The sequence below is a fragment of the Nocardia grenadensis genome (assembly GCF_050942415.1).
GTDB classification, from domain to species: domain Bacteria; phylum Actinomycetota; class Actinomycetes; order Mycobacteriales; family Mycobacteriaceae; genus Nocardia; species Nocardia grenadensis.
Genome location: NZ_CP192054.1, coordinates 1,101,274 through 1,123,974 on the forward strand (window position 1 = coordinate 1,101,274; position 22,701 = coordinate 1,123,974).

A 22,701-nucleotide genomic window follows, 5' to 3' on the forward strand; every position below is an offset into this window, starting at 1 on the left:
AATTATCGGGCCCCGCCCGCGACGGCCGGCAGGATCGTCACGGTCGATCCCTCGCCCACGGTGGTTTCCAGGCCGCCGGAGAACCGCACATCCTCGTCGTCGACATAAATATTGACGTACCGGTTCAGCTTGCCTTCGTTGAGCAGCCGCTCGGCCAGTCCCGGGTGGTTGGCCTCGAGGTTCTCGATCACCGCGGCGAGTGTGGACCCCTCGGCCGCGACGCGCTTCTCGCCTCCGGTGTGGGTACGCATGATGGTCGGGATGGACACGGTGACCGGCATGGTGCTGCTCCTCGCTAGTACTCGGTGTGTGGGTCGGAAAACTTTGGCGGTCAGGCGGTTTCGTACGCCTCGACGATCTGTACCGGCTCCTCGGTGACCTTGCCGTCGACGATCCGGTAGCTGCGCAGCTCGTGCCGCGCGGCGTCGCGGGTGGAGATCAGCACGTAGTGGGCGCCGGGCTCGGAGGCGTAGGAGATATCGGTACGGCTCGGATAGGCCTCGGTCGCGGTATGCGAGTGGTAGATCACCACCGGCTCCTCGTCGGCGTCGTCCATGGCCCGCCAGACCTTCAACTGTTCGCCGGAATCGAAACGGTAGAAGGTAGGCGACCGCTCCGCGTTCATCATGGCGACGAAACGCTCGGGCCGGTCCGACCCTTCGCGCCCCGCGATGATGCCGCAGGCCTCGTCGGGATGGTCGGCGCGCGCGTGCGCGACCATCGCATCCACCAGGTCGGCCCTGATCACGAGCACAATCGAACCCTTCCACCTCTTGGCACGGCCATCACCGACCGGTCACAGCCGACAACTGCCGAGGATATTCGGGTATTCCCGGCATCCCACACGGCCCCCTGTTCGCGCCGCGCGCACCTCCGCGTGATCCGGGACGGGTCACTGTCGCGGCCGGGGTCACCGGGGCTCCGGCCCGCCGCCCCGGGGGCGCGGCGATCAGGCACCGAACAGGTCGCTGTACGCCGGGATGCCGGCCACGGAGTGGGCGGTGCGGATGGCGTCGACCACCGCGCGTTCGACGCAGACCGCCGCCGCGGTGCCCAGCGCGTCGAGCACCGCCAGATCGGCCGGGAACGCGGCAGGCAGGCGGGGCCCCTCCGGCGGTGTCGCGGTGCCGGTGGCCAGCGCGAAGAAGGTGTCCCCGTCGAGCGGGGAATGGGCTGGGCGGACCGCCCGGGCCAAACCGTCGTGGGCGACCGTGGCCAGTCGGCGGCAGCCGGCCGGATCCAGGGGGGCATCGGTGGCGACCACGCCGATCGTGGTGTTGAGGACGGTTCCCTTCACCGCCAGCGCGTTCGCGGCCGCGAGTTCCTCCGCCGTACCGGGACGTAGGCCGAAGAACTCGGGTCCGTCGGTACCCGCGCCCCACGGTATGCCGGTGCGGGGGTCGAACACCGATCCGACGGGGTTGGCGACGACCAGCGCGCCCACCGTGAGTCCGGCGGCGATGCCCTCGTCGAACCGGATACTGGCGCTACCGATACCGCCTTTGAGCGCGCCTGCCTGGGCCCCGGTCCCGGCGCCTACGCAACCGCGCAGGAAATCGGGTCCGGCGGCGTCGGCCGCGTGATAACCGAATGCGGCGGTGGGGCGGGTGTTCCAATCGCCGACCGGAAGGTCGAAGATCACGGCGCCGGGCACGATCGGGACCACGCGGGCGGGGTCCTCGGGCGACATGGGCAGCCCTTCGCCGTGTTCCTCCAGCCAGCGCATGACCCCGTCCGCGGCGGCCAGTCCGTAGGCGCTGCCGCCGCTGAGCAGGATCGCGTGTACCTGCCGGACCGTGTTCGCGGGATCGAGCAGATCGGTCTCCCGGGTGCCGGGGCCGCCGCCGCGGACATCCACCGCGGCGACCGCGCCGCCCGGCGCGCGCACCACGGTGCAGCCGGTGGCCGCACCGGAGCCGCGGGTCGCGTCCGGGTCGAGTACCTCGTGGTGGCCGACGAGCAGACCCGTCACATCGGTGAGCGCGTTCCGCGCGCCGGGCGCGGCGGTCACGGGGCCATTGCCTGCAGCAGAGAGTCCTGCATCCAGGTGAGCCAGTGATAGACGTCCAGATGGGGCGCGCGCGGATCGTCGGGCGGGAACTGCTCGGGCGTGCCGGCGTCGATTTCCAGCACCACGCCGAGGGCCAGCCGGACATCGGTGAGCGCGGTGAGCCAGGAATCGGCCTCTTCCGGAGTGATCACGATCTTGCCGCCGTCCTCGGGGAGGGTGTTCAGCACCACTCCGGCGGCGGCCAGTTTCGCATCGATGATCTCCGGCTCGTGCAGTCCGCGCAGCGCGCTGTTCAGATCGGCTCGTTCGGCATCGGGGGAGCCCGGTTCGGCCCGATGGAATTCGGGCAGCAGCCGGGCCAGTCGCGGGTCGTCGGGCGGCGTGGTGTTGCCGCTGCGCAGACCGGTGAGAGCGGCGAGCTCGTCCTCGGGGGCCGACGATGCGCGTTCACCCAGCAGACCCGAAACCGCTCCGACCAGCGAGCGCAGCACGCTGGCTTCGCGCGCATCCATCTCCGACCGCAGTTTGAGACCGCTCAATGAGTTCTTCCGGCTCCATTTACGCACGTCGCTACGGTAACCGTCCGATCAGTCGTCTCGTTGCATGGTGGCCCACAGGCCTGCCGCGTGCAGGCGGCGGACATCCTGTTCCATTTTGTCCCGCGATCCCGACGATACGACCGCTTTGCCCTCGTTGTGCACCTTGAGCATCAGCTCGGTCGCCTTGGCTTTGCTGTAGCCGAACAGCTTCTGGAAGATGTAGGCGACGTAGTGCATGAGGTTGACCGGATCGTCCCAGACCACGGTGACCCACGGCCGATCCTCGGCCTCGAGGATCTCGGTGTACTCCACGGCCTCCGGTGTCGCCTGAGCCGCCGACAACGTGACACCCGAGGTGCCGAGGAGGACCTCTGTCGTCGATGAGCGGGGTGCGGTGTTGCACAAGGCCATGAATTCAAGAGTACGACGCGTGGAGTAATTCACAACACCCGGAGCAGCAACGATGCCGACCGTCCGGGCCTGCCGGGGTGCCGGGGACGCCCCGCGCGACACCGCCGTGCGGGTCCGGCGCCCGGCGCTGCCTCCGGCGGCCTTCGCCGGGGCGCGCACGGGCTGTTTACAGTGACACCCGTGGACCTGCGCGACGCGGCCGGTAGCACCGCTCTGCTGACCGACCAATACGAGCTCACCATGCTGGCCGCCGCTCTCGCCGACGGTTCCGCGGCGCGGCGGTGCACCTTCGAAGTGTTCGCCCGGCGTTTGCCACACGGTCGCAGATACGGCGTCGTGGCAGGTACCGGCCGTTTCCTCGATGCGCTGGACCGATTCCGGTTCGGCGAGGCGGAGCTGGAGATCGCCGCCGGGTTCCTGGACGCGGATACCGTCGCCTGGTTGCGCGATTACCGGTTCACCGGCGATATCGACGGCTATCCGGAAGGGGAGCTGTACTTCCCGGGTTCGCCCATCCTCTCGGTGACCGGAACCTTCGCCGAATGCGTGGTGCTCGAGACGCTGGCCCTGTCGGTGTTCAACCACGACAGCGCGATCGCCGCCGCGGCCGCCCGGATGGTGAGCGCCGCCGACGGGCGCCGGATGATCGAGATGGGTTCGCGGCGCACCCACGAGCAGGCCGCACCCGCCAGTGCGCGGGCGGCCTACCTGGCCGGTTTCCACGCGACCTCCAATCTGGAGGCGGTCCGCCGCTACGGTGTGCCCGGCGCGGGCACCAGTGCGCACGCGTTCACCTTGGTACACAGCGGTGCCGACGGCGAACACGAGATCGAGGCATTCCGCAGTCAGGTGGCGGCGCACGGCACCGGCACCACCCTGCTGGTCGACACCTTCGACATCACCCGCGGCGTCGCGCTCGCGGTCGAGGTCGCGGGGCCGGACCTGGGCGCGGTGCGTATCGACTCCGGTGATCTCGGCGTCCTGGCCCGGCAGGTGCGCCGGCAACTGGACGACCTGGGCGCGGTGAAAACCCGGATCGTCGTATCCGGGGACCTGGACGAGTACGCCATCGCGGCGCTGCGCGCCGAACCGGTGGATGCCTACGGGGTCGGCACCCAGCTGGTCACCGGTTCCGGGGCGCCGACCGCCGGAATGGTCTACAAGCTGGTCGAGGTCGAGGGGCTGCCGGTGGCCAAACGGTCCAGCCACAAGGAATCGCGCGGTGGCGCCAAACGCGCGGTGCGCCTGGCCCGTGGCACCGGCACCATCGTGGAGGAGATCGTGTACCTCGCGACCGCCGACCGGCCGGCGCCCGACGGATACGAGGTGCGCGATCTGTCGGTTCCCCTGGTGCGCGGTGGTGCGGTAGCGGACGTGCCCGGGCTGGCCGAATCCCGGGATCTCGTCGCCCGCGGCTTGGTGAGTCTGCCGTGGGAGGGACTCAAACTGTCCGTCGGTGACCCGGCGATTGCGACTACATTCCTGGTCTGACCGGGCGTACGCGAGGAGACTGGAACTATGAAACGCGCGCTGATCGTGGTGGATGTGCAAAACGATTTCTGCGAGGGCGGTTCGCTCGCCGTATCGGGTGGCGCCCGCGTCGCGGAGTTGATCAGCGAATATCTGGCCGAGAACCGGTACGACGCGGTGGTGGCCACCCGCGATTACCACATCGACCCGGGCGCCCATTTCTCCGAGACACCCGACTATGTGGACAGCTGGCCGCCGCACTGCCGGGTCGGCACCCCGGGCGCCGATTTCCACCCGAATCTCGCTACCGCCGCCGTGCAGGAGGTCTTCTCCAAGGGCGAGTATTCGGCCGCCTACTCGGGGTTCGAGGGTGCCTCGACGGCCGGGGAAACGCTGACCGAGTGGCTACGCGCCCGCGATATCGGCGCGGTCGATATCGCGGGTATCGCCATCGACCACTGCGTTCGGGCTACTGCGCTGGACGCCGTCACCGCCGGTTTCACCACACGGATCCTGCTCGGCCTCACCGCCGGGGTCGCACCGGCGACCGTCGAGAAAGCTCTGGACGAACTGAACGGGGCGGGGGTCGAACTCTCCGGAGCCGTGGTCGGGGCCGACGCCTGAGGCCGATGTCACGGTCTTCGGCTGCCGCGGCAGCCGAAGACCGAAGGGGCGAAAGGTTTGACGGCGGGTGAACTTGTCACCGGCGCCGGGCAGAATCACGGTCATGACCGCCACCGGGGACGATGTCCGCTCCTATGCCCTGGCCCTCCCGGCCACGACCGAAGAGTTCGCCTGGGGTATGCCGATCTTCAAGGTGGAGCGCCGGCTGTTCCTCACCCTGCCCGAGGACGAGACCTCCATGGCGGTGCGTTGCCCGATCGTCGACCGGGACGAACTGGTGCAGGCCGAACCGGACAAGTTCTGGATTGCCGGGCACGAGGCCGGCAACCCGTGGGTCCGGGTACGGCTCGCGGCACTTGACGACCTGGACGAAATGCGGGATATCGTGCTGGATTCATGGCGGTTGGCGGCGCCGGAGAACCTCGCGGCGGGGGCGATGGGGGTTTCATAGGACCGAGGTGTCCAGGGCGTGCTACCTGTCGGCAACTGGGCGGTGGTTGCCACGGTCGATGTAGGTGGGCCTGCTTGCGCAGGTAGAGCGATCTGTGCCTACGCGTGAAGGTGCTGTGTTTTTGGCCCCCTGCGGCGTCGAGAGTTGAGGCCCCCTTGGTCTCGCCTCGCCAGGCCAGGGCATCGAGCCGGTGAAAATTCGAGGCCGTGATCGATCGCTTGACGTTCATCGAGCGACCATGCGAAGTCGACTTGGCTCCCGATACCGGGGACGCCCGCGGACCGGGAATGTGGCCGCGACCTGTGGCGATGTCCGGTGAGTTGGAATCGCGGTCCCAGCTGCGGGCTAGCGGTTTGGGGTTGAGCCGTTCTGCGTATATCCGCTGGCTGGTCGAGCGGGACCTGAACCGCGCTCATGGGGAAGACTCGATGGCCGGCGCGCGCCGGCATGTCGGAGCGTTGCTGGACATCTAGAGCGGCGCCTCACAGTTGGTCGGCACGCGATGTCCGGTTCGAACTTGCCGTCCATATACTCGCGCACGTATATTCGTGGGCGAGTGAGGAGGGTGTATGGCGAAGAAGCGCAAAGTGGGCAATCTGCTCGCGCTTGCGGTGCTCGCGGTGATGCAGGACGAAGCCATGCACCGGTATCAGATCGCGGCGCGGCTGCGTGAGTACGGCAAAGACCGGGACATCGATATCAAGTGGGGATCGCTGTACACGGTTGTGCAGAACCTGGCGAAGGCCGGTTTTCTCGAGGTGGTGGGTAGTGAGCGCGAGGGGGCGCGGCCGGAGCGGGTGATCTATCGGATCACCGCGGCCGGACGTCGCGAACTCGTCGACTGGACCCGGGAGCTGATCGCGGAACCGGAACCCGAGCGCGGCCGGTTCGTCGCGGGTCTGTCGATTCTGGCGGTGCTGCCGCCGGAGGATGTGGCCGAACTGCTGGGCCGTCGGCTGGCCGCGCTGGACGAGCAGATCGCGCAGGTGCGCACGGAGTTCGCCGAACTCGCCGGTACGCTGCCCCGGCTCTTCCTGATCGAATCCGAGTACGGGCTCGCCGTGCTCGAGGCCGAAGCGGAGTGGACCAGGGCGTTGCGCACCGAGCTGATCGAGGGCACCTTTCCCGATCTGGCGGAATGGCGGGCCTGGCACCGGAGCGGGCCGGGCGTGGACAGCGCGCGTGCACGCGCCTACGTGGAGGGGGCTGATAGCACGACGGATCAGTGAAACCAACCGGGCCCGATGGAGGTGCGGCAACACCACCATCGAGCTCGGATCACCGTCTCGGACCGTGCCCGCGCGGACGCACACCCGGCCACGAGTTTGGCAGAACACAGGATAACCGGGTGGGTGGACGACGGGGTGGTTCGGCAAGGAAACGGTCCGGACCACGAGGGTTCCGGACCGTGCCGCCGCGGGTCGGCGGCATCGATTCGAACTCCCGAGGAGTACTCCCATGTCCGCAACAGCGACCGCCCTGGTGATCGGCGGCGGAATCGCGGGGCCCGTGATGGCCACCGCACTGCGCAAAGCGGGTATCGCGGCCCGCGTCTACGAGGCCTACCCGAGCCCCACGTACACGATCGGCAGCGGCCTGGCTCTGGCACCGAACGGTGTCGCCGCCCTGGATGTGATCGGAGCAGGCGACGCGGTCCGCGATATCGCGGTACCGGTTCCGCGGATGGCACTGTCGGTCGGCGGAAAGTTGCTGTCCATGCCCGTGCTGGGGGATCAGCCGCCACTGCAACTGGTCGATCGTGGCGAACTGCACCGGATCCTGCACGAGCGGGCGGTCGCCGCCGGGGTGCCGGTCGAATTCGGTAAGCGGCTGGAATCGGCGGAGCAAACCGCCGACGGCGTGCTCGCCCGGTTCACCGACGGCAGCACCGCCACCGCCGATGTACTCATCGGCGCGGACGGTATCCGCTCCACCGTGCGCGGGCTCATCGATCCGGCAGCGCCGGGCCCCGAATACACCGGGATGCTCGGGTTCGGCGCGACCGTGGACTGCGCGGTCGATATCGAACCCGACACCATCGTTTTCGCCTACGGCTCCCAGGCCTACTACCTGTACTGGAGTGCCGGTCCCGGCCGGATCGGCTGGGGAGCGAACCTGCCCAGCAAGGAATATCTCTCGCTCACCGACGCGCGCCGGATCCCCGCCGAACACTGGCTGGAGGTGTTGCGCGAAACCTACGGTGACGATGCCCCGGGTGGTCAACTGGCCCGGGCCACCACCGCCGACCAGCTGGAAACCGTGGGGGCGTTGCACATCATGCCGCCGGTGCCGCACTGGCACCGGGGGCGAATGGTGCTGGTGGGCGACGCGGTGCACGCGCCGTCGAACAGTTCCGGTCAGGGTGCGTCGTTGGCGATCGAGAGCGCGATCGAACTGGCTCGGTGCCTGCGGGACATTCCCGAACCGGCCGACGCGTTCGCGGCCTACGAATCGCTGCGCCGCGCCCGGGTGGAAGATGTGGCCGCTCGCGCGGCGAAGATCAACCACAGCAAGACACCCGGACCGGTGGCGCGCAAGATGATGCGGTGGCTGATGCCCGTGCTGGCCCGCACGGTGATGAAACCGGAGAAGACGGTCGCCACCGAGCAGCGTTATCGGATCACCTGGGACGAGCCGGTGCACCGCGCCCCGGCCTCGGTTCGGTAGCCGACGGCGCGGCGGCGAGGGTGTCTCGCCGCCGGGCCGTTCGGACGGGCGTCAGCATTCGAAGGGGATCGTATTTCCCGCGGCGTCGCGAGCCCCGATACCCTCCGCTATCGCTTCCTCGAGCTCCGCGACCGATTTCCAGGTGCGCGGCTCGTCGTCGTCCAGATTGCCGATCGTGTACCAGTCGTCGGTGTCCCGGTAGCGGACGAGACCGAATCCCTCGGGATCGATGGTGATGTCGAGATCGCCGGAGATGGTGCCGGCTTCCCGGGTCATCACCGCGGCCGAGGCGGGTAACTCGATGACTTCGGCTATTTGAACTCACCCCGTTCGACGCAGTCGTCCACCGCGGTGCGCAGTGCGGTCTGTTCCTCTGGGTCAACGCTCAGGCCGTACTTTAGCTTGACCTGGACATAATGCGAGACATAGCCACACCGGAAACTTCCCGGCGGCAGATAGTGCGCCGCGTCCTGATCGCCCTTGGAACGGTTCGCCGACGGATCGGAGGCGATGAGGTTCAGCGCGTCGTTGGCGATCCGGCGCCGGGTGTCGGTGTCGAGATCCTTGGCGCCCGAACGCCAGGCCTCGGCGAGCGGGACGATGTGCTCGGCGTCGACGCTCTTGGCCTCGACGATGAACTTGTAGGGCTTGAGCTGCCCGGTCTTGCGGTCCATGACGCCGTAGGCGTCCTGCCAGCCGCCACCTGTGCCGATCTTCAGATCGCAGGTCTTCGGGTCCAGGGTGACCTCGCCGGTGGCATCGCGCAGCATCATCACCTCGCGGGTGGTGCATTTGAGGTACTGAGCGAATTCCGGGCCGAAGCCGTGTTCGGGCTCGTTGTTGTCCCAGTGCGGGAACTTATCCCGGCTGTACCCGGCCATCCCGACCTCGGCCTGCACCGGCAGCTTGTCGAGTGCGGACCGGATTTCGGCGGCGGTACCGGCGACCGATTTCGCGGCGCCGGCGGCGGGATCGGTCGGGCTGGGACTGCAGCCCTGTAGGAGAAAGCCCGCGACCAGGACAATCGCGATCAGTACGGGGACGACGAGGGCGGCGAGCCTGCGGGCCGGAGCGGGCAGGGCAGAAAGCAGCGAGTTCATCGCCGGACCTCCGCGAATCGATGGGCGAGGGGCGCGCGGCCCGCTTCGTGTTCATATGTTGTGCGCTTCAACGAGATTCCTTGCCGAGGTACCGGGATGTGCCGAGCGTCAAGCTACCGGCCGGTCAGCTAACCGAAAGCTACTGCCCGGTGTGAGATTCGGCATACCTGGGCGGGAGTACCCGATGGGGGAGCGGGGTATTCCTCTTCCGTCTGGAAGGGCACCACCCCCGAGTCGCCGTGCCGGCGCCGACTCGGGGGTGGGCGTGTCACGAGCGAGGGCGCTGAATCCGGCGCGGGTCGCGGGCCGGTTGTCCGGACCGGCGGTCACGACGCACCGCGGGGCTTGATGAGGGGGAGACCCGAGGTCTTTCCGCACCGGTACGCTCGCCGTGACGTTCTGGGGGCCGGATGCGATCCGGCCGGTTCTCGATATGAAGCTGTAGGTGTCCGGCAGGTGGCCGGTATTCCGGCACCGGGGTTACGCCGATCCGCCGTCAGGTGAAAAGCATAGGGAATTCCCATGATTGGGAGCGAGCGGGGTGGCAGCGGTAGGCCGCTGCGTCATTCCGCGATATCGGCGGCCCCGTCGTCGGCGCGGACCTGGGCGGTCGGTGGCACACCGGTGTCCAGGAAATGGATCAACCGCTCGATACGCTCGGTGTGGTCCAGGGTCCGGGTCAGTTTGTGACCGATGAGGGCCAGCGTGATCGTGGTTTCGGTGTCGGCGTCCCCGGTCGAGGAGAGTGCGCTGTGCAGGTTCCGGTTCAGCGTCTGCATGATGTCCACGCCGGTGTCATCGGTGGGGGTGTGCCGGCCGCGGGTGACGGCGCGCAGGGCCCGGGCGGTGCATTCGGCGGCGAGGTCGGCCATCTGTGCCAGCACGTCGAGAATCGGCGGCGGGGCGATGGGGTCCGGGTGGGTCCGGTACACCTGGTCGGCCACCCGGCTGAACAGTCGGCCGATCCGGGACAGTTCACCGGCGATCTGGATCGCGGTCACCACATGGCGTAGATCGCGCGCGACCGGGGCCTGTAGCGCCAGGAGTACGACGGTGCGCGCCTCGCACGCGCCGTACATCGTCTGGAGTCGTTCGTCGAGGGCGAAGACCTCGTAGGTCGCGGCGAGGTCGGCCCCGACGACGGCATCGGTCACACGTTCGGCCGCTTCGTGGGTGATACGGCACATCTGGGTCAGATCCGCGGTCAACGCGACGAGCTCGTTGGTGAACTGAGTTCGCACGGGGGAATTGTCGCCCATGGCGCGCGCTCGGTCGAATGAACCGACGATTCGTTCGGCCGTTGTTCGGCGGGTGGATCGGGGGTGTCCGGTGTTACCGTCGCCACATGACCGATAGGCGGCGTATCAAACATCGTATTGCCACCACTTTCCAGCGGTATGTGGCCAATCCGCTGAACCGGAAGCGGTCGGCGCAGCAGTTATTGGAGACCACCGGCCGGGTCAGTGGGGAGCCCCGGGTCGTACCGGTCGGCGGCCGGCGGATCGGAGACGAATTCTGGTTCGTTTCCGAGTTCGGTGACCGCTCGGATTATGTGCGCAATATTCGCGCGGACAACCGGGTCCGGGTGCGATTGCACGGCGAATGGCTGCCCGGCACCGCGCACCCGCTGCCCGACGACGACCCGGTGCGCAGGTTGGCTTCGTTACCGCGTGGCAACAGCGCCGTGGTGCGGGTCATGGGTACGGATCTGCTGACGATTCGCGTCGATTTGGACGGCTGAGGATATTCGCCGGCTTTCGTGCGAATCGCACCGGTTATCGTCGGCGAAACGCGTTCTTGTTCTTTCCGGATTTTGCGGTGACGGATGGCGGCATCTTCGAAAATTGATGCGTGTGGCGGCTTTGTGGTGTCCACTGTCACACCGGGGCGGATTTGTCCGTCACCCTGCGTAACGATTAGCTTCCTCTCCGTTGGCATCGATGCCGGACCGGAGAGACCACACGCATGAATTTCGCAACAATCCGTCCCGCGAGAGCGGCAGCCGGAACTCGGCCATGAACTCCGAGCGCCAGACCGCGGCGATCGATTCCGTGGCCCGATCCGATTCCGCGGAGCTTTCGCGAAAACCTTCCGCGCGAGAAATCGTCCAGCACAATTTCTCGGGCACCATTGTGTCCTCGCTGCGTACCTTCGGTCGCGCGGTCGGTATGGCCCGGGAATCGGTCACCGGTGCGGCGTCGGATGTGGTGCGCGGCCGGTTCCAATGGCAGGAGATGCTGATCCAGGCGTGGCGGCTGGTCACGGTCACCGCCTTCCCGGCGATCCTGATGGCGATCCCGTTCGGGGTGATCGTCTCGGTGCAGGTCGGCAATCTCATCCACAACCTCGGCGCCGATTCCCTGCTCGGCGCCACCGGCGGCCTCGGCGTCATCAAACAGGGCGCGCCCATGGCCACTGGATTCCTGCTCGGCGGTGCGGGGGCCGCGGCCATCGCGGCCGATCTCGGCGCCCGGACGATCCGCGAGGAGATCGACGCCCTGCGCACCATGGGGATCAGCCCGGTGCACCGGCTGGTCATCCCGCGGATGGTGGCGATGCTGCTGGCGGCGCCGCTGCTCAATATCCTGGTGATCTTCGTCGGTGTCATCGCCGGATACCTGGTCGCGATCGGCGGCCAGGGCGTGACACCCGGCTCCTACTGGGCGACCTTCGGTTCCTTCACCACCGCCGCCGACGTCTGGGTCTCGCTGCTCAAGGCACTCATCTTCGGATTCCTGGTGGTGATCATCGCCTGCCAGCGCGGTCTGGAGGCCAAGGGCGGGCCGCGTGGTGTCGCCGACGCGGTGAACGCCGCGGTGGTGCTGTCGGTGGTGTCGATCGTCATCGTGAACCTGGCCGTGACCCAGGTGACCGCCATGTTCCTCCCGACCAGGCTGGCGTGATGGCCGCGACCTCCTACGCCCCGAAAGGGTTCGGCCTGCCGGCGCGGTACTTCCGGCGTGGCAGCCGGATCCTGGGTGCGGTCGATTCGCTCGGCTTCGTGGTGGTGTTCTGCTGGCAGGTGCTGTCCTCGATCCCGCTGGCACTGAAGCGCTATCGGGGCGAGACCCTGCGTGTCATCACCAATATGACCTGGGGCCGCGGTTCGGTGATCGTCGGCGGCGGGACCGTGCCCATGATGATCGTGCTGGGTCTGGTGATCGGCGCGTCGATCGGCGTGGAATCGTTCGCCACCCTGGACATGCTGGGTATGGGCCCCGTCACCGGTATCGTCTCGGCCTTCGCGACTACGCGTGAGCTGGCCCCCATCGCCGCCGCGGTGGGATTCGCCGCGCAGGCCGGCTGCCGGATCACCGCGGAGATCGGTTCCATGCGGATTTCCGAGGAGATCGACGCCATCGAGGCACTGGGCCTGCGGTCGGTACCGTTCGTGGTGACCACCCGGGTCATCGCCGGGGCGATCGCCATCGTGCCGACCTTCCTGATCGCGCTGATCGGTTCGTATTTCGCCTGCCGCGGCCTGATCACCCTGGTGCACGGCCAGTCCGCCGGCGTCTACGACCACTACTTCTTCCAGTTCATCGCCGGATTCGACATCGTCGCGGCGACGGTGAAGGTCGCCGTCTTCGGCACTGTGGTGATCTGTGTGCACAGCTATTACGGCTTCTTCGCCACCGGCGGTCCCGAAGGTGTCGGTATCGCCTCGGGCCGGGCCGTGCGCGCCAGTTTCGTCGCCATCATCGCCCTCGACATGGTGCTGACCCTTCTGCTGTGGGGATTCGACTCGGCGATCAGCTTTACGGGATAGGGATAGATGCCGAAGTACGGAATGCCCGGGGTCGCCGCCGATCCGCGCAGTGCGCGGCGGGTCGGCGCGGTCGTGGTCGCGGTCGTGGTGGTGCTCGCCCTGGCCGGTTACGGGTACCGGGCGCTGACCGCGGACGACGGATTGCGGATCGCGCTGCGCACCGAACAGATCGGGGACGGTGTCGTGGCCGGCACGCTGGTGCGCATCGACGGCGTCCAGGTCGGTTCGGTCACCGACATCGTGCCCGCCGGCCGGGGCACCCAGGAGATCGGGCTGCGGCTGGACCGCGACCGCCTGCACGGCATCGACGACAGCATGCTGGTCGACTACGCGCCCGCCAACCTGTTCGGTATCAGCGAGATCGAACTGCGGCCGGGTGCCGGTGGCACGCCGCTGGAATCCGGTGCGGTGGTCGATCTGACCGGCCGCCGGGCCGCCGAGGTCTACGACGCGACCATGGGCGCGCTGCTGCGCAGCCTCTCACAGACCGGTGCCACGGTGTTCACGCCCGATATGGCCATGGTGATCTCGCAGGCGGCCGCCGATGTGAAGGCGTTCACCCCGCTGGCCGAGGCGCTGATCACCGCGGGCCGGGTGATCGCCGACCATCAGTCCATGCCGGCGAACGAACTGGTCGGGCGGCTGGGTCCGGCATTCGAGGGCGGCGGCCGGTTCGCCGGCGCCACCATCGAGGTGCTCGACCAGATTGTCGATATCGATGTGCTGCGCGCCGATCGCGCCGATTACGACGCGGGCGTGCAGGCGCTCACCGGCGATATCCTGCCGAGCCTGGCCGCCACCGCACACAGCGGCGGGCAGCTGTCCGGGTACACCGATATGCTCGCGCCGACCCTGAACCTGCTGGCGCTGGCGGTGCCGGACCCGCAACAGTCCGCCGCCGATCTGCGCACGCTGCTGACCCGCCTCGGGCTCGCTTTCGAGGACGGCCCCGACGGCCCGGTGCTCGACCTGGACGTGCAGCTGGGAGGCGCGCGGTGACCGCCCGCCGCGCCGCCTGGCGGCTGGCCCTGTTCGCCGGGGTGATGGGCGTGGTGCTGGCCTTGGTGATCGGTGCCATCGAACGACCCGTGGACGGCGAGACCGAAACCCATCACGCGCTGTTCACCGATGCCAACGGCCTGAAGACCGGTGACGACGTCCGGATGTTCGGGGTGCAGGTCGGCAAGGTGGAGGCCGTGACCCTGGAGGGCGATCGGGCGAAAATCCGCCTGACCGTCACCACCGAAACCCCGGTCTACGACAACAGCACCCTGGCCATCCGGTACCAGAACCTCACCGGCCAGCGCTATATCGACCTGCAACAGCAGCCGAACGCCGGCACCCGTCTCGGCGCCGGATCGACCATCGGCCCGGAACAGACCATCCCGTCGTTCGATGTGACCAGCCTGTTCAACGGTCTGCAACCCGTGCTCGCCACCCTCTCGCCGGAGGCTCTCAACCAGCTGACCGAGAGCCTGCTCGCGGTGATCGAGGGCGACGGCGCCGGTATCGGGCCCGCTCTGGACGCCATCGGCACACTGAGCGAATACGTGGGCGACCGGCAGCAGGTGATCGGCACCCTGGTCCGGAACATGTCGGATCTGTCCGACCGGGTGGGCGGTCGGCTCTATCATCTGGTTCCGCTGCTGGCCCGGCTCACCGATATCTTCCAGGCGTTGCAGCGCAATGTCGGCGGGCTGGCCGATTTCGCGATGAGCGCGCCCTCGGTGCTCGAACCGGTGGATCGGCTGCTGGCCGCGGCGGGGCTGAGCCCGGAGATGGGTCCCGATATCGATGCCATGATCCGGAATCTGTTCCCGGACCCGCAGCAGGCCGTCGACGTCTTCGGCCGGCTACCCGGATTGCTGGCCGCGGTGGACACCTCCTTCCCCCGGACCCCGGTGGGATTGCGGCCGGAGTGCAGTAAGGGGACGGCCGAGGTACCGACGCCGGTGCGGATCCTGGTCGGCGGACAGCGGGTGGCGATATGCAACGGGTGAACCTCGAGACCTGGACGGCGGCATTGGGCCGCTGGTTCGACCGCGACCAGCCGATCACCGACGAACCGACAAAACTGCGCACACAGTTGCGGCTGGGCGTGATCGGCGTGTGCGCGGTGGCGGTGCTGGCGGTCGCGGTCGGGACGCTGTACGTGGTGCCGCTCGGGAAGCGGACCTACACCGCCGAACTCGGCGAGGCCCAATCGGTGAAACCCGGCGACGACATCCGCCTGGCGGGGGTGCCGGTGGGCGAGGTGAAGTCGCTGGATCTGCGATCGGACCGCGTACTCATGCGTTTCACCGTCGACCGGGACGTGTTCGTCGGCGACCGCAGCTCTCTCGATATCCGGATGCTGACCCTGGTCGGCGGCCACTACGTGGCGCTGTTCCCGGCGGGCAGCGAGGAACTGGGTGACGAGCCGATTCCCGCCGACCGGGTCCGGTTGCCCTACAGCCTGATGGAAACCTTCCAGGACGCCACCATGCCGCTGCGGGAAACCGACGGCGACACCCTGCGCCGTAATCTCGCCGCGCTCGACACCTCCATCGGTGCCGCGCCGGAGTCGCTGCGCAGCGTGCTGGACACGGTCGGCAGTTATCTGGACGCCATCGAACACCAGCGCACCCAGGTGTCGAATGCCATCGCGACCGCGGACGAGTACGTCACCATGTACGACGGCGCGAAAACCGATCTGGGCAGGCTGATGGACAATGTCAACCTCATGGAAACGGTCCTGCTGGGCAAACGCGCCGAGCTGCGGCAGGCGCTGGCGCTGCTGAGTTCGGTGGTGCAGCGGGTGAGCGCGTTGGCGCCGACCTGGGACGACACCCTGCGGCCGAAGGCCCGGCAGCTGGCCGACGCCCTGCCCCGCCTGCAGGAGTACGGCGACCAGTTGGAGCCGATGATCGCCTCGGCGCAAAGCCTGGGCGCGAAGCTGCGCGAGCTGACCGGTCCGGACGGCGGGGTGCGGATCGATCGGTCGGGGACCACGGTGACCGCTCCGGAACCGGATCCCGGTGCGCTCCTCTGTGTCCCGCTGCCGGGGAAGGCGTGCTGATGGTGCGGAAAGTGCTCGGATCCCCGGCGCTCATGTCGATCGCCGGGGCGCTGGTGCTGGTGCTGGCGGTGACGGCGGCCTATGTGATCGCCTTCGAACCGCTGAAGCAGACCCGCGCGTATTGCGCGCTCATGCCGGACAGTATCGGCCTCTACCAGGGCAATCAGGTTTCGATGCGGGGTATCGCCGTCGGTACGGTGACCGGTATCGCGCCGGAGGGTGCGAAAGTGCGCGTCGACTTCGAGGTCGACGCCGACCATCCGCTCTACGCCGATTCCGGGGCCACTACGGTGTCCAACACCGTAGTGGCCGACCGCGAATTGGCGCTGCTGTCGAGCGGGAAGACCACCGACGAATGGGATCCCGGGCAGTGTGTGACCAAAACGCTCACACCGAAGAGCCTGTCCCAGACCGTCACCGCGCTCGCGGAACTATCCGACCAGATCGGTGGTACCGTCACCCGACCCAACGCCCTGGCCGGTGGGCTGGACGCGCTCGATACGGCCTCGGCCGGCACCGGGCCTCAGATCAACCATCTGATCGATCAACTGGGCCGGGTCCTGGAATCACCGGACGCCGATATCGCCCACCTGGCCGGTATCTTCGACGCCTACGCGTCGGTGTCCAACAAGGTGGCCGAGCACTGGGGTGATCTGAAACTGATGCTCACCCGGCTGGCTCCGACCCTGAACCAGGCGCACACCGAACTGCTCACCCCCGGTATCGCGCTGTTCGACGGGCTGGGCGAAATCCTGCCGGTGCTGGGCGATCTCACCGTAATCCTGAGCGATCCGCTCATGGCATCGCTGGACGGCCTGGTGCCGCTGGTGAAGCTGCTGCGCGCGAACGTCGGGTCACTCGGCGATATCGTGCGCACCACGCCGGTGCTGGTCTCGGCGTTCCGGACGATCACCGATCCCGCGACCGGCGCGCCCGGCCTCACCTACGCGCCGCCGCGGGTGGCCGTCCCGCAGGCGAACGCCGAGCAGGTGTGCGCGGCGGTGAACGCCGTGTCGCCCGGCCGCTGCGCCGGTGCGGCCGGCGGCATGGTCGATCTGGACCTCACGCGGCTGGTGCTGGGATCGGTGGGTGCCCGATGACCGCCCGGATCACGGTGGATATCACCCGCCTGCGGCGGGGTCTGGCCGCGTTCGGCCTGGTGGCGGCGCTGGGCGTGTCGGGCTGTGCGTTCGACCCCTCCGATATTCCGGTGCCCGGCGCCACGGTCGCGGGGGACAGCTACCGGTTGCGGATCGAGTTCACCAATGTGCTGAACCTGCCCGCGCGGGCCAAGGTGATCGCAGGCGGCGCCCAGGTGGGCAATGTGGAGAAGGTCGAGGTGATACCCGGTGACACGGCGGGCCCGGGATACGTGGCCGTCGATATCGAGGTCGAGGATTCGGTCGAGCTACCGGCCACCACCGTCGCCGAACTCCGGCAGAACACCGTGCTCGGCGATATCCATATCGCGCTGACCACCCCGCCCGACGGATACGGCACACTGCTGCGCCCCGGCGACACCATCACCCGGGATCACACCCGGCCACCGGTGCAACTCGAGGACACCATGGCCGCCATCGCGTTCTTCGTGAACAGCGGATCGGTGGGACAGTTGCAGGACATCGTGAACCGCGTCAATTCGGTACTGCCCCAGGATCCGGCGGAGACGAAGCGGATCGCGCAGGTTCTCGCGACCGACGCGGTGGATCTGGCGGCGCATCTGGACCAGGTGGACCTGCTGCTGTACGGCGTCGCGTCGAATGCCGAGGTGATGCACGGGATCCAGGACGAACTGGACAATATCCTGCGCCCGGAGTCGGTCGGACAGATGAACGCCGCCACCGAATCCATTGCCGGGGTGACCGAGATCTTCGGTGGGCTGGGTCCGGTGGGCGGATCGCTGACCTGGCTGGCGCCGTTCGCGCGGTCGGGCGGCGCGGCCGCGACGGCACTGGTGCCGCTGGTGACCGGCGGACCGCTGGACCTGCGGCAGCCCTCGAACCTGAACCTGCTGGTCGCATTGCTGCGGGACAAGGTCATCCCGTTCGTGGAGAACGGACCGCAGGTGAACCTGCGCTCGGTGCGCGCCGGCGATATGTCCGCGGACGATCAGGTGAACCGGATCATCGAAACCCTGCGCATGATCGGAGCCGTGCGATGAAGATCGGGCCACTGGCCTCGCTGGGCGGTATCGCGGCCATCACCGTGCTCGGCGCGAGCTACCTGACTTTCGGTGTGGTGCGTGTGGACCCGTTCACCGAGTACTTGAACGCCTCCCTGGTTCTCGACGATTCGGGCGGGCTCGGCGTCGGTTCACCGGTCCTGCTCACCGGTATCGACGTCGGCCGGGTGACCTCCGTGGACCGTGTCGCCGACGGAGTGGAAGTCGTTTTCCGGGTGGACGATTCGCATCGCCTGCCCACCGATAGCGTCGTCACCGTCGAACACCTGTCGGCGCTCGGCGAACCCTATGTACAGTTCGCGCCCAGGACCGGGGCAGGCCCGTACCTGCGTGACGGGCAACGGCTGGAATCGGAGGACGTGCGCAGCCCGCTGTCGATCCCGGAGGCCGCCCGGATGGTGACCCGGACCATGAACCAGCTCGATCCGGCGACCATGGGCTCGCTGGTGCGGACCCTGCGCGATGCCCTGCACGGCACCGACGCGGTGCTGCCCGAACTCACCCGCGCCGCCGATCTGCTGGCGGCCACGATCATGTCCCGGGAACCGCGTATCGCCGAACTGCTAGACAATTTCGAGACCGCCGCCGCGGACAGCGCCTGGTCCGGCCCGGCCACCTCCGCGGCGGCCACCGAATTCACCCGGTTCGCCGAAGTACTCGACGATTTCGTCGAAGCGGTGGGCCGGTTCACCGGCGCCGAGGGCTCACCGGAAATGTATTTGCGCGACGACGGCCTGGTCCCGCTGCTTCAGCGCCTGCGCGAGTTCCTCGACGAGGCCGGCCCCGAGCTGGCCGCCCTGCAACCCGGGCTCGTACCACTCACCGACGCGCTGAACGGCGCCGTGCCGCAACTCGATATCGGCACCCTGATCGGCCAGGCACTGCAGAGTACTACCGACGATTCGGTGCGATTGCGGGTCGGGGTGAAGTAACCGCGAGCGCTGGGCTCGGGGACGGTCCGGCGTTTCAGTCCACGAAGATTTCCGCGCCCTCGTAGGTGGGATTCTGTCCGCCGCCGGTCGCCGCGGCCACCACCTCGGCATACATCGGCCAGAGATGGGCGACGACACCTTTACGTGCCGCACTGTGGTCTTTGTCGATGACGGCGGCCACGATCCGCGCGTGATCGTGGGTGGACCGCCGTTCGGCTCCTTCCCGGGAGAGCAACTGCTGCCGGAACTCCTTGAGCCCGGGCACCAACGTCCGGTAGAGATCGCTCACCACCTCGTTGTGCGCACAGGCGACGAGCATGTTGTGGAAATGTTCGTCGGTCTCCACCATGGCGGTGAGATCGCCCGCGCGGTGCGCTTTCTCGTGTTCGGCACAGGCGGTGGCCAGCGCCTCCAGGTCGAGGGCGTCGGCCCGTTCGCAGGCGAGCCCGGCCGCCGTGGATTCCAGTCCGATCCGCGCTTCCAGCAGCTGGGTCACCTGGGTGCTTTCGGCCCGGCTCCAGACCGCGAAACGCAGGCGGGAGTCGTCGCCGACCGGCTCGCGGACGAACGCGCCACGCCCCCGGACGATCTCAACGATCCCGGCATCCTGGAGTTTCGCCAGTGCTTCGCGTAACGAACCGCGGCCGACACTCATCTGTTTGGCCAGCTGAGGTTCGGAGGGCAGGCGGTCGCCGGGAGTGAACACACCGCCCGCGATCGCGGCCACGATCCGCTCCGCGATGAGTTCCGGGAGCGGTCGTCGCGACAGCGAGGTCGAGAACGCCGCCGATAACTCCATCCTGTGTTCCTCTGCTCGAATACCCACCGGTTGCCAACTTGCCGGATCGAGCTTAGCATCCAACTTGTCTCTTGTTCGAACAGGGGACAAGTGGCCATCAGGCCTCGCAGGACCGGCGGTCCACGCCCGGCTTCAGGGCACAACGGCGTGTCGACCGGCTCCACAGCTCGAGAACGGCAGATCCACCATGGCGACAATCTCTCCCGCACCCGCATCCGCACAATCCAAACGTGTCGTGGCCGCCAGCCTCGCCGGCACGGTGATCGAGTGGTACGAGTTCTACATCTACGGCACGGCGTCGGCGCTGATCTTCGGCGAACTGTTCTTCCCCAGCGCCGATCCACTCGTGGGGACCCTGCTGGCTCTCTCCAGTTTCGCGCTCGCCTTCCTGGCGCGACCGGTGGGCGCGGCGATCTTCGGTCATTTCGGTGACCGCGTCGGTCGCAAGAAACTACTCGTGCTCTCGTTGAGCATGATGGGCGCGGCCACGGTACTCATCGGCTGCCTGCCCACATACCACACCGTCGGCGTACTGGCGCCGGTCATTCTCGTGATATTGCGGGTGGTGCAGGGCATTTCGCTGGGCGGTGAGTACAGCGGGGCGGTGCTGATGAGCGTCGAGCACACCAAGCCGTCCCGGCGAGGCTTCTTCGGGAGCCTGATCAATACCGGTGCCAGTTGGGGTCTGCTGCTCGCGTCACTGGTCTTCCTGCTGCTGTCCTATCTGCCCGATGACGCGTTCCGTGCCTGGGGTTGGCGTGTCCCGTTCTGGGCCAGCGCGGTGCTCATCGCGATCGGGATGTCCATCCGGGTCACCATCAGCGAAAGTCCCGAGTTCCGGGCCGTGGCCGGCGCGAACCGAATTCCGGAACAGCCCTTGCGTACGGTACTGGTCGAGCACTGGCGTCCGGTCGTTCTCCTGGCCCTGTCGTACCTGTCGGCCGGCGCGACGTTCTACGTGGCGACCGTGTTCTCCCTGTCCTACGGCGCGCAGCATCTCGGCGTCGACCGCTCCACCACTCTGGAACTCGTCACCGGAGTCACCGTGGTGGCGATCCTCGGCGTGCCACTGTTCGGCTGGCTCTCGGACCGATACAACCGCAAGCTCGTGTATCTGGCCGGAATCGTGGGCATGGCAACGCTGCCCTGGCTGTGGTTCCCGATGCTGGGCACCGCCCACACGCTCGTCATGTTCGCCGGGTTCGTCCTGCTCTTCATCCCCTACTGCGCGACATACGGAACGATGCCCGCCTTCTTCGCGCATGTCTTCCCGGCCCGGATCCGGTACTCGGGGATGGCCGTCGGGTACAGCCTGGGCACGGTGGTGGGTAGCGGACTGTCCCCGCTGATCGCCACCTCGCTCCTGGGTGTGACAGGCAGTTGGTATGCCATCGCGGGCTTCATGACCGGATTCGGGATCGTCTCCTTCCTGGCGACACTCGCAATGCGCGAACTACCGACGGACACCGGTTCGGTCGCGGCGGCCGGCCCGGCGCCGGCCGCCACGCCGTCCACCCCCTGACCGAGCCCATTCGCGCACCACGCCGAAGGCGCCGTGACCAACAGCCGGTGGCGCGGCCGGTCCCGTACCCGCCGCGCGTCGGCCCATCATCCGAGGAACCCACCATGACGGAACCGCTGACTTTCGGCGCCCCGATCGCCATCCACCCCGACGCCGACCCGCTCGACGACATCGCCTGGGCCGACCGGCAGCCCGCGGCGTCCGCCGCCTGGATCATCGACCACCTCCAGGGATGGTATCCGCGTGGCGCCCCGAGCACCGCTCTCGCCGACCCGCACCACACACTGGAGGCGCTGACCGTGCTGGCCGCCGGGGCGGCCACCACCCGCCGGGTGGATCTCGGAGTCGCCGTAACCGATCCCGTCCGCCGGACGAGTGTGGCCCTCGCGCATACCGCCGGCACCATCGGACGGCTGGGTGGCCGGCGCCTGAAACTCGGTATAGGCGCCGGTGATCCCGGCCAGCTGCGCCCGTTCGACCTGCACCGGAGCCGGGAGCGGACCGGGCGGTTGCACTATGTGCGGCCCGCCGTCGAACAACTGCACGCGCTCCGGATGTCCGGCTCACCGTGGCCGGACGCCGATCTACCGGTCGCGCAGCGCCCCGGCTACGACCTCTACATCGCCGCGCACGGCCCACGGATGCTCGAACTCACCGCCCGATACGGTGACGGCTGGATCCCGTCCTCTCTCACGCCCACCGACTACGCGGAGAAACTCTGCCTGCTCAGGCACCACGCGAGGGAAGCCGGCCGCGACCCGCGCTCGATCACACCGTTGCTCTTCGTCTGGACCGCGCTGGCGAGTACCCGCGCGGAGAGCCGGGCTCTGCTCGACCATCCCACCGTCCGCGGGGTCGCGCTCTATCGCGGCCGGGCCGCGTTCGAGACAGCGGGCGCACCCTATCCGTTGGAACACGGCTACATACCGCACGAGATCCCGGCCGCCGACGTCGACTCACTGCTCCGGCGGATACCCGACGAGATCGTCGAACAGGCCGTACTGCACGGTTCCCCCGCCGACGTGCGATCACGCCTCGACGAGTACCACCGGGCCGGTTGTCGACATGTGATCCTCTACGACATAGGGCGGTTCACCGAGAACGGTGGTACCGAGCGGTTCCGCGAGGCGTTCAACGCGATCGCCACGCGGTGACCCGTGCTGACC

The 22,701-nt window shown here is 68.0% G+C and carries 25 protein-coding genes; 16 read left to right on the top strand and 9 right to left on the bottom strand.

Going from position 1 to position 22,701, the window contains the following annotated elements:
• Positions 1–2: 2 nt before the first annotated feature.
• The 5 genes from ACQPYS_RS04870 to clpS form a co-directional block, all read right to left on the bottom strand.
• Complete coding sequence (locus ACQPYS_RS04870; RefSeq protein WP_063041087.1) at positions 3–281, bottom strand: MoaD/ThiS family protein; 279 nt, start codon at positions 279–281, stop codon at positions 3–5.
• Positions 282–331: 50 nt separating this feature from the next.
• Entirely contained in the window at positions 332–754 is a 423-nt protein-coding gene (locus ACQPYS_RS04875) for a Mov34/MPN/PAD-1 family protein (RefSeq protein ID WP_433491790.1), read from the bottom strand.
• 195 nt (positions 755–949) lie between these two features.
• Complete coding sequence (locus tag ACQPYS_RS04880; protein WP_431940610.1) at positions 950–2,011, bottom strand: P1 family peptidase; 1,062 nt, start codon at positions 2,009–2,011, stop codon at positions 950–952.
• Complete coding sequence (locus ACQPYS_RS04885) at positions 2,008–2,577, bottom strand: DUF2017 domain-containing protein (RefSeq protein WP_063041093.1); 570 nt, start codon at positions 2,575–2,577, stop codon at positions 2,008–2,010. Before ACQPYS_RS04885 ends, ACQPYS_RS04880 begins: the two co-directional genes overlap by 4 nt.
• 21 nt (positions 2,578–2,598) lie before the next feature.
• The gene (clpS, locus tag ACQPYS_RS04890; protein ID WP_063041095.1) at positions 2,599–2,961 is read right to left on the bottom strand and encodes an ATP-dependent Clp protease adapter ClpS; all 363 of its coding nucleotides are present in this window, start codon (positions 2,959–2,961) and stop codon (positions 2,599–2,601) included.
• Positions 2,962–3,201: 240 nt separating this feature from the next.
• Here clpS and ACQPYS_RS04895 point away from each other — a divergent pair, with 240 nt between their 5' ends.
• The 5 genes from ACQPYS_RS04895 to ACQPYS_RS04915 all read left to right on the top strand — a co-directional run bounded on the left by ACQPYS_RS04895 (position 3,202) and on the right by ACQPYS_RS04915 (position 8,173).
• The gene (locus ACQPYS_RS04895) at positions 3,202–4,452 is read left to right on the top strand and encodes a nicotinate phosphoribosyltransferase (RefSeq protein ID WP_433492971.1); all 1,251 of its coding nucleotides are present in this window, start codon (positions 3,202–3,204) and stop codon (positions 4,450–4,452) included.
• A gap of 27 nt (positions 4,453–4,479) precedes the next feature.
• Positions 4,480–5,055, top strand: coding sequence for an isochorismatase family protein (locus ACQPYS_RS04900; protein WP_433491791.1), 576 nt, complete (start codon positions 4,480–4,482; stop codon positions 5,053–5,055).
• 103 nt (positions 5,056–5,158) lie between these two features.
• Entirely contained in the window at positions 5,159–5,506 is a 348-nt protein-coding gene (locus tag ACQPYS_RS04905; RefSeq protein ID WP_063041101.1) for an MmcQ/YjbR family DNA-binding protein, read from the top strand.
• Between the two features lie 569 nt (positions 5,507–6,075).
• The gene (locus ACQPYS_RS04910) at positions 6,076–6,735 is read left to right on the top strand and encodes a PadR family transcriptional regulator (protein ID WP_063041105.1); all 660 of its coding nucleotides are present in this window, start codon (positions 6,076–6,078) and stop codon (positions 6,733–6,735) included.
• Between the two features lie 229 nt (positions 6,736–6,964).
• Positions 6,965–8,173, top strand: coding sequence for an FAD-dependent monooxygenase (locus ACQPYS_RS04915; protein WP_433491792.1), 1,209 nt, complete (start codon positions 6,965–6,967; stop codon positions 8,171–8,173).
• A gap of 51 nt (positions 8,174–8,224) precedes the next feature.
• On the opposite strand, the gene ACQPYS_RS04920 is transcribed toward ACQPYS_RS04915, so the two are convergent.
• From ACQPYS_RS04920 to ACQPYS_RS04930, 3 genes are all read right to left on the bottom strand, one after another.
• The gene (locus ACQPYS_RS04920; RefSeq protein WP_169811967.1) at positions 8,225–8,449 is read right to left on the bottom strand and encodes a hypothetical protein; all 225 of its coding nucleotides are present in this window, start codon (positions 8,447–8,449) and stop codon (positions 8,225–8,227) included.
• 35 nt (positions 8,450–8,484) lie between these two features.
• Positions 8,485–9,273, bottom strand: coding sequence for an HNH endonuclease family protein (locus tag ACQPYS_RS04925; protein WP_431940604.1), 789 nt, complete (start codon positions 9,271–9,273; stop codon positions 8,485–8,487).
• 563 nt (positions 9,274–9,836) lie between these two features.
• On the bottom strand, positions 9,837–10,514 hold the full coding sequence (locus ACQPYS_RS04930) for a phosphate signaling complex PhoU family protein (RefSeq protein ID WP_433491793.1): 678 nt from the start codon (positions 10,512–10,514) through the stop codon (positions 9,837–9,839).
• 104 nt (positions 10,515–10,618) lie between these two features.
• Here ACQPYS_RS04930 and ACQPYS_RS04935 point away from each other — a divergent pair, with 104 nt between their 5' ends.
• The 9 genes from ACQPYS_RS04935 to ACQPYS_RS04975 all read left to right on the top strand — a co-directional run bounded on the left by ACQPYS_RS04935 (position 10,619) and on the right by ACQPYS_RS04975 (position 19,214).
• Positions 10,619–11,014, top strand: a complete 396-nt coding sequence (locus ACQPYS_RS04935; protein ID WP_063041113.1) for a nitroreductase/quinone reductase family protein — start codon at positions 10,619–10,621, stop codon at positions 11,012–11,014.
• Between the two features lie 274 nt (positions 11,015–11,288).
• Positions 11,289–12,176: an MlaE family ABC transporter permease gene (locus ACQPYS_RS04940; RefSeq protein ID WP_063041240.1), complete on the top strand. Its 888-nt coding sequence runs from the start codon at positions 11,289–11,291 to the stop codon at positions 12,174–12,176.
• Positions 12,176–13,042 (top strand): MlaE family ABC transporter permease, encoded by an 867-nt coding sequence (locus ACQPYS_RS04945; RefSeq protein ID WP_063041115.1) that lies wholly within the window; start codon positions 12,176–12,178, stop codon positions 13,040–13,042. Before ACQPYS_RS04940 ends, ACQPYS_RS04945 begins: the two co-directional genes overlap by 1 nt.
• A 6-nt stretch (positions 13,043–13,048) precedes the next feature.
• Positions 13,049–14,041, top strand: a complete 993-nt coding sequence (locus tag ACQPYS_RS04950) for an MlaD family protein (protein ID WP_433491794.1) — start codon at positions 13,049–13,051, stop codon at positions 14,039–14,041.
• Positions 14,038–15,042 carry an MlaD family protein gene (locus ACQPYS_RS04955; RefSeq protein ID WP_433491795.1) on the top strand — a complete coding sequence of 335 codons (1,005 nt, stop codon included), beginning with the start codon at positions 14,038–14,040 and terminating at the stop codon, positions 15,040–15,042. The genes ACQPYS_RS04950 and ACQPYS_RS04955 overlap by 4 nt, the downstream gene beginning before the upstream one ends.
• Positions 15,030–16,100, top strand: a complete 1,071-nt coding sequence (locus ACQPYS_RS04960; RefSeq protein ID WP_433491796.1) for an MlaD family protein — start codon at positions 15,030–15,032, stop codon at positions 16,098–16,100. The genes ACQPYS_RS04955 and ACQPYS_RS04960 overlap by 13 nt, the downstream gene beginning before the upstream one ends.
• Positions 16,100–17,200: an MlaD family protein gene (locus ACQPYS_RS04965; protein WP_433491797.1), complete on the top strand. Its 1,101-nt coding sequence runs from the start codon at positions 16,100–16,102 to the stop codon at positions 17,198–17,200. The genes ACQPYS_RS04960 and ACQPYS_RS04965 overlap by 1 nt, the downstream gene beginning before the upstream one ends.
• Positions 17,197–18,261, top strand: coding sequence for an MlaD family protein (locus ACQPYS_RS04970; RefSeq protein WP_084481700.1), 1,065 nt, complete (start codon positions 17,197–17,199; stop codon positions 18,259–18,261). Before ACQPYS_RS04965 ends, ACQPYS_RS04970 begins: the two co-directional genes overlap by 4 nt.
• Complete coding sequence (locus tag ACQPYS_RS04975) at positions 18,258–19,214, top strand: MlaD family protein (RefSeq protein ID WP_433491798.1); 957 nt, start codon at positions 18,258–18,260, stop codon at positions 19,212–19,214. Before ACQPYS_RS04970 ends, ACQPYS_RS04975 begins: the two co-directional genes overlap by 4 nt.
• A 34-nt stretch (positions 19,215–19,248) precedes the next feature.
• Here ACQPYS_RS04975 and ACQPYS_RS04980 read toward each other — a convergent pair whose 3' ends face one another.
• Positions 19,249–20,013, bottom strand: a complete 765-nt coding sequence (locus ACQPYS_RS04980) for a FadR/GntR family transcriptional regulator (protein ID WP_433491799.1) — start codon at positions 20,011–20,013, stop codon at positions 19,249–19,251.
• Between the two features lie 235 nt (positions 20,014–20,248).
• On the opposite strand from ACQPYS_RS04980, the gene ACQPYS_RS04985 reads away from it, so the two are divergent.
• A complete protein-coding gene (locus ACQPYS_RS04985; RefSeq protein ID WP_433491800.1) occupies positions 20,249–21,535 on the top strand; it encodes an MFS transporter in 1,287 nt (428 codons plus the stop codon).
• A 104-nt stretch (positions 21,536–21,639) separates the two neighbouring features.
• A complete protein-coding gene (locus ACQPYS_RS04990; protein ID WP_433491801.1) occupies positions 21,640–22,689 on the top strand; it encodes an LLM class flavin-dependent oxidoreductase in 1,050 nt (349 codons plus the stop codon).
• Positions 22,690–22,701: the final 12 nt, after the last annotated feature.

Coding starts and splice junctions, on each gene's coding strand:
- ACQPYS_RS04870 (WP_063041087.1), bottom strand. CDS start 281: ATGCCGGTCACCGTGTCCATCCCGACCATCATGCGTACCCACACCGGA.
- clpS (WP_063041095.1), bottom strand. CDS start 2,961: ATGGCCTTGTGCAACACCGCACCCCGCTCATCGACGACAGAGGTCCTC.
- ACQPYS_RS04895 (WP_433492971.1), top strand. CDS start 3,202: ATGCTGGCCGCCGCTCTCGCCGACGGTTCCGCGGCGCGGCGGTGCACC.
- ACQPYS_RS04900 (WP_433491791.1), top strand. CDS start 4,480: ATGAAACGCGCGCTGATCGTGGTGGATGTGCAAAACGATTTCTGCGAG.
- ACQPYS_RS04905 (WP_063041101.1), top strand. CDS start 5,159: ATGACCGCCACCGGGGACGATGTCCGCTCCTATGCCCTGGCCCTCCCG.
- ACQPYS_RS04910 (WP_063041105.1), top strand. CDS start 6,076: ATGGCGAAGAAGCGCAAAGTGGGCAATCTGCTCGCGCTTGCGGTGCTC.
- ACQPYS_RS04915 (WP_433491792.1), top strand. CDS start 6,965: ATGTCCGCAACAGCGACCGCCCTGGTGATCGGCGGCGGAATCGCGGGG.
- ACQPYS_RS04920 (WP_169811967.1), bottom strand. CDS start 8,449: ATGACCCGGGAAGCCGGCACCATCTCCGGCGATCTCGACATCACCATC.
- ACQPYS_RS04925 (WP_431940604.1), bottom strand. CDS start 9,273: ATGAACTCGCTGCTTTCTGCCCTGCCCGCTCCGGCCCGCAGGCTCGCC.
- ACQPYS_RS04935 (WP_063041113.1), top strand. CDS start 10,619: ATGACCGATAGGCGGCGTATCAAACATCGTATTGCCACCACTTTCCAG.
- ACQPYS_RS04940 (WP_063041240.1), top strand. CDS start 11,289: ATGAACTCCGAGCGCCAGACCGCGGCGATCGATTCCGTGGCCCGATCC.
- ACQPYS_RS04945 (WP_063041115.1), top strand. CDS start 12,176: ATGGCCGCGACCTCCTACGCCCCGAAAGGGTTCGGCCTGCCGGCGCGG.
- ACQPYS_RS04950 (WP_433491794.1), top strand. CDS start 13,049: ATGCCGAAGTACGGAATGCCCGGGGTCGCCGCCGATCCGCGCAGTGCG.
- ACQPYS_RS04960 (WP_433491796.1), top strand. CDS start 15,030: ATGCAACGGGTGAACCTCGAGACCTGGACGGCGGCATTGGGCCGCTGG.
- ACQPYS_RS04965 (WP_433491797.1), top strand. CDS start 16,100: ATGGTGCGGAAAGTGCTCGGATCCCCGGCGCTCATGTCGATCGCCGGG.
- ACQPYS_RS04970 (WP_084481700.1), top strand. CDS start 17,197: ATGACCGCCCGGATCACGGTGGATATCACCCGCCTGCGGCGGGGTCTG.
- ACQPYS_RS04975 (WP_433491798.1), top strand. CDS start 18,258: ATGAAGATCGGGCCACTGGCCTCGCTGGGCGGTATCGCGGCCATCACC.
- ACQPYS_RS04980 (WP_433491799.1), bottom strand. CDS start 20,013: ATGGAGTTATCGGCGGCGTTCTCGACCTCGCTGTCGCGACGACCGCTC.
- ACQPYS_RS04990 (WP_433491801.1), top strand. CDS start 21,640: ATGACGGAACCGCTGACTTTCGGCGCCCCGATCGCCATCCACCCCGAC.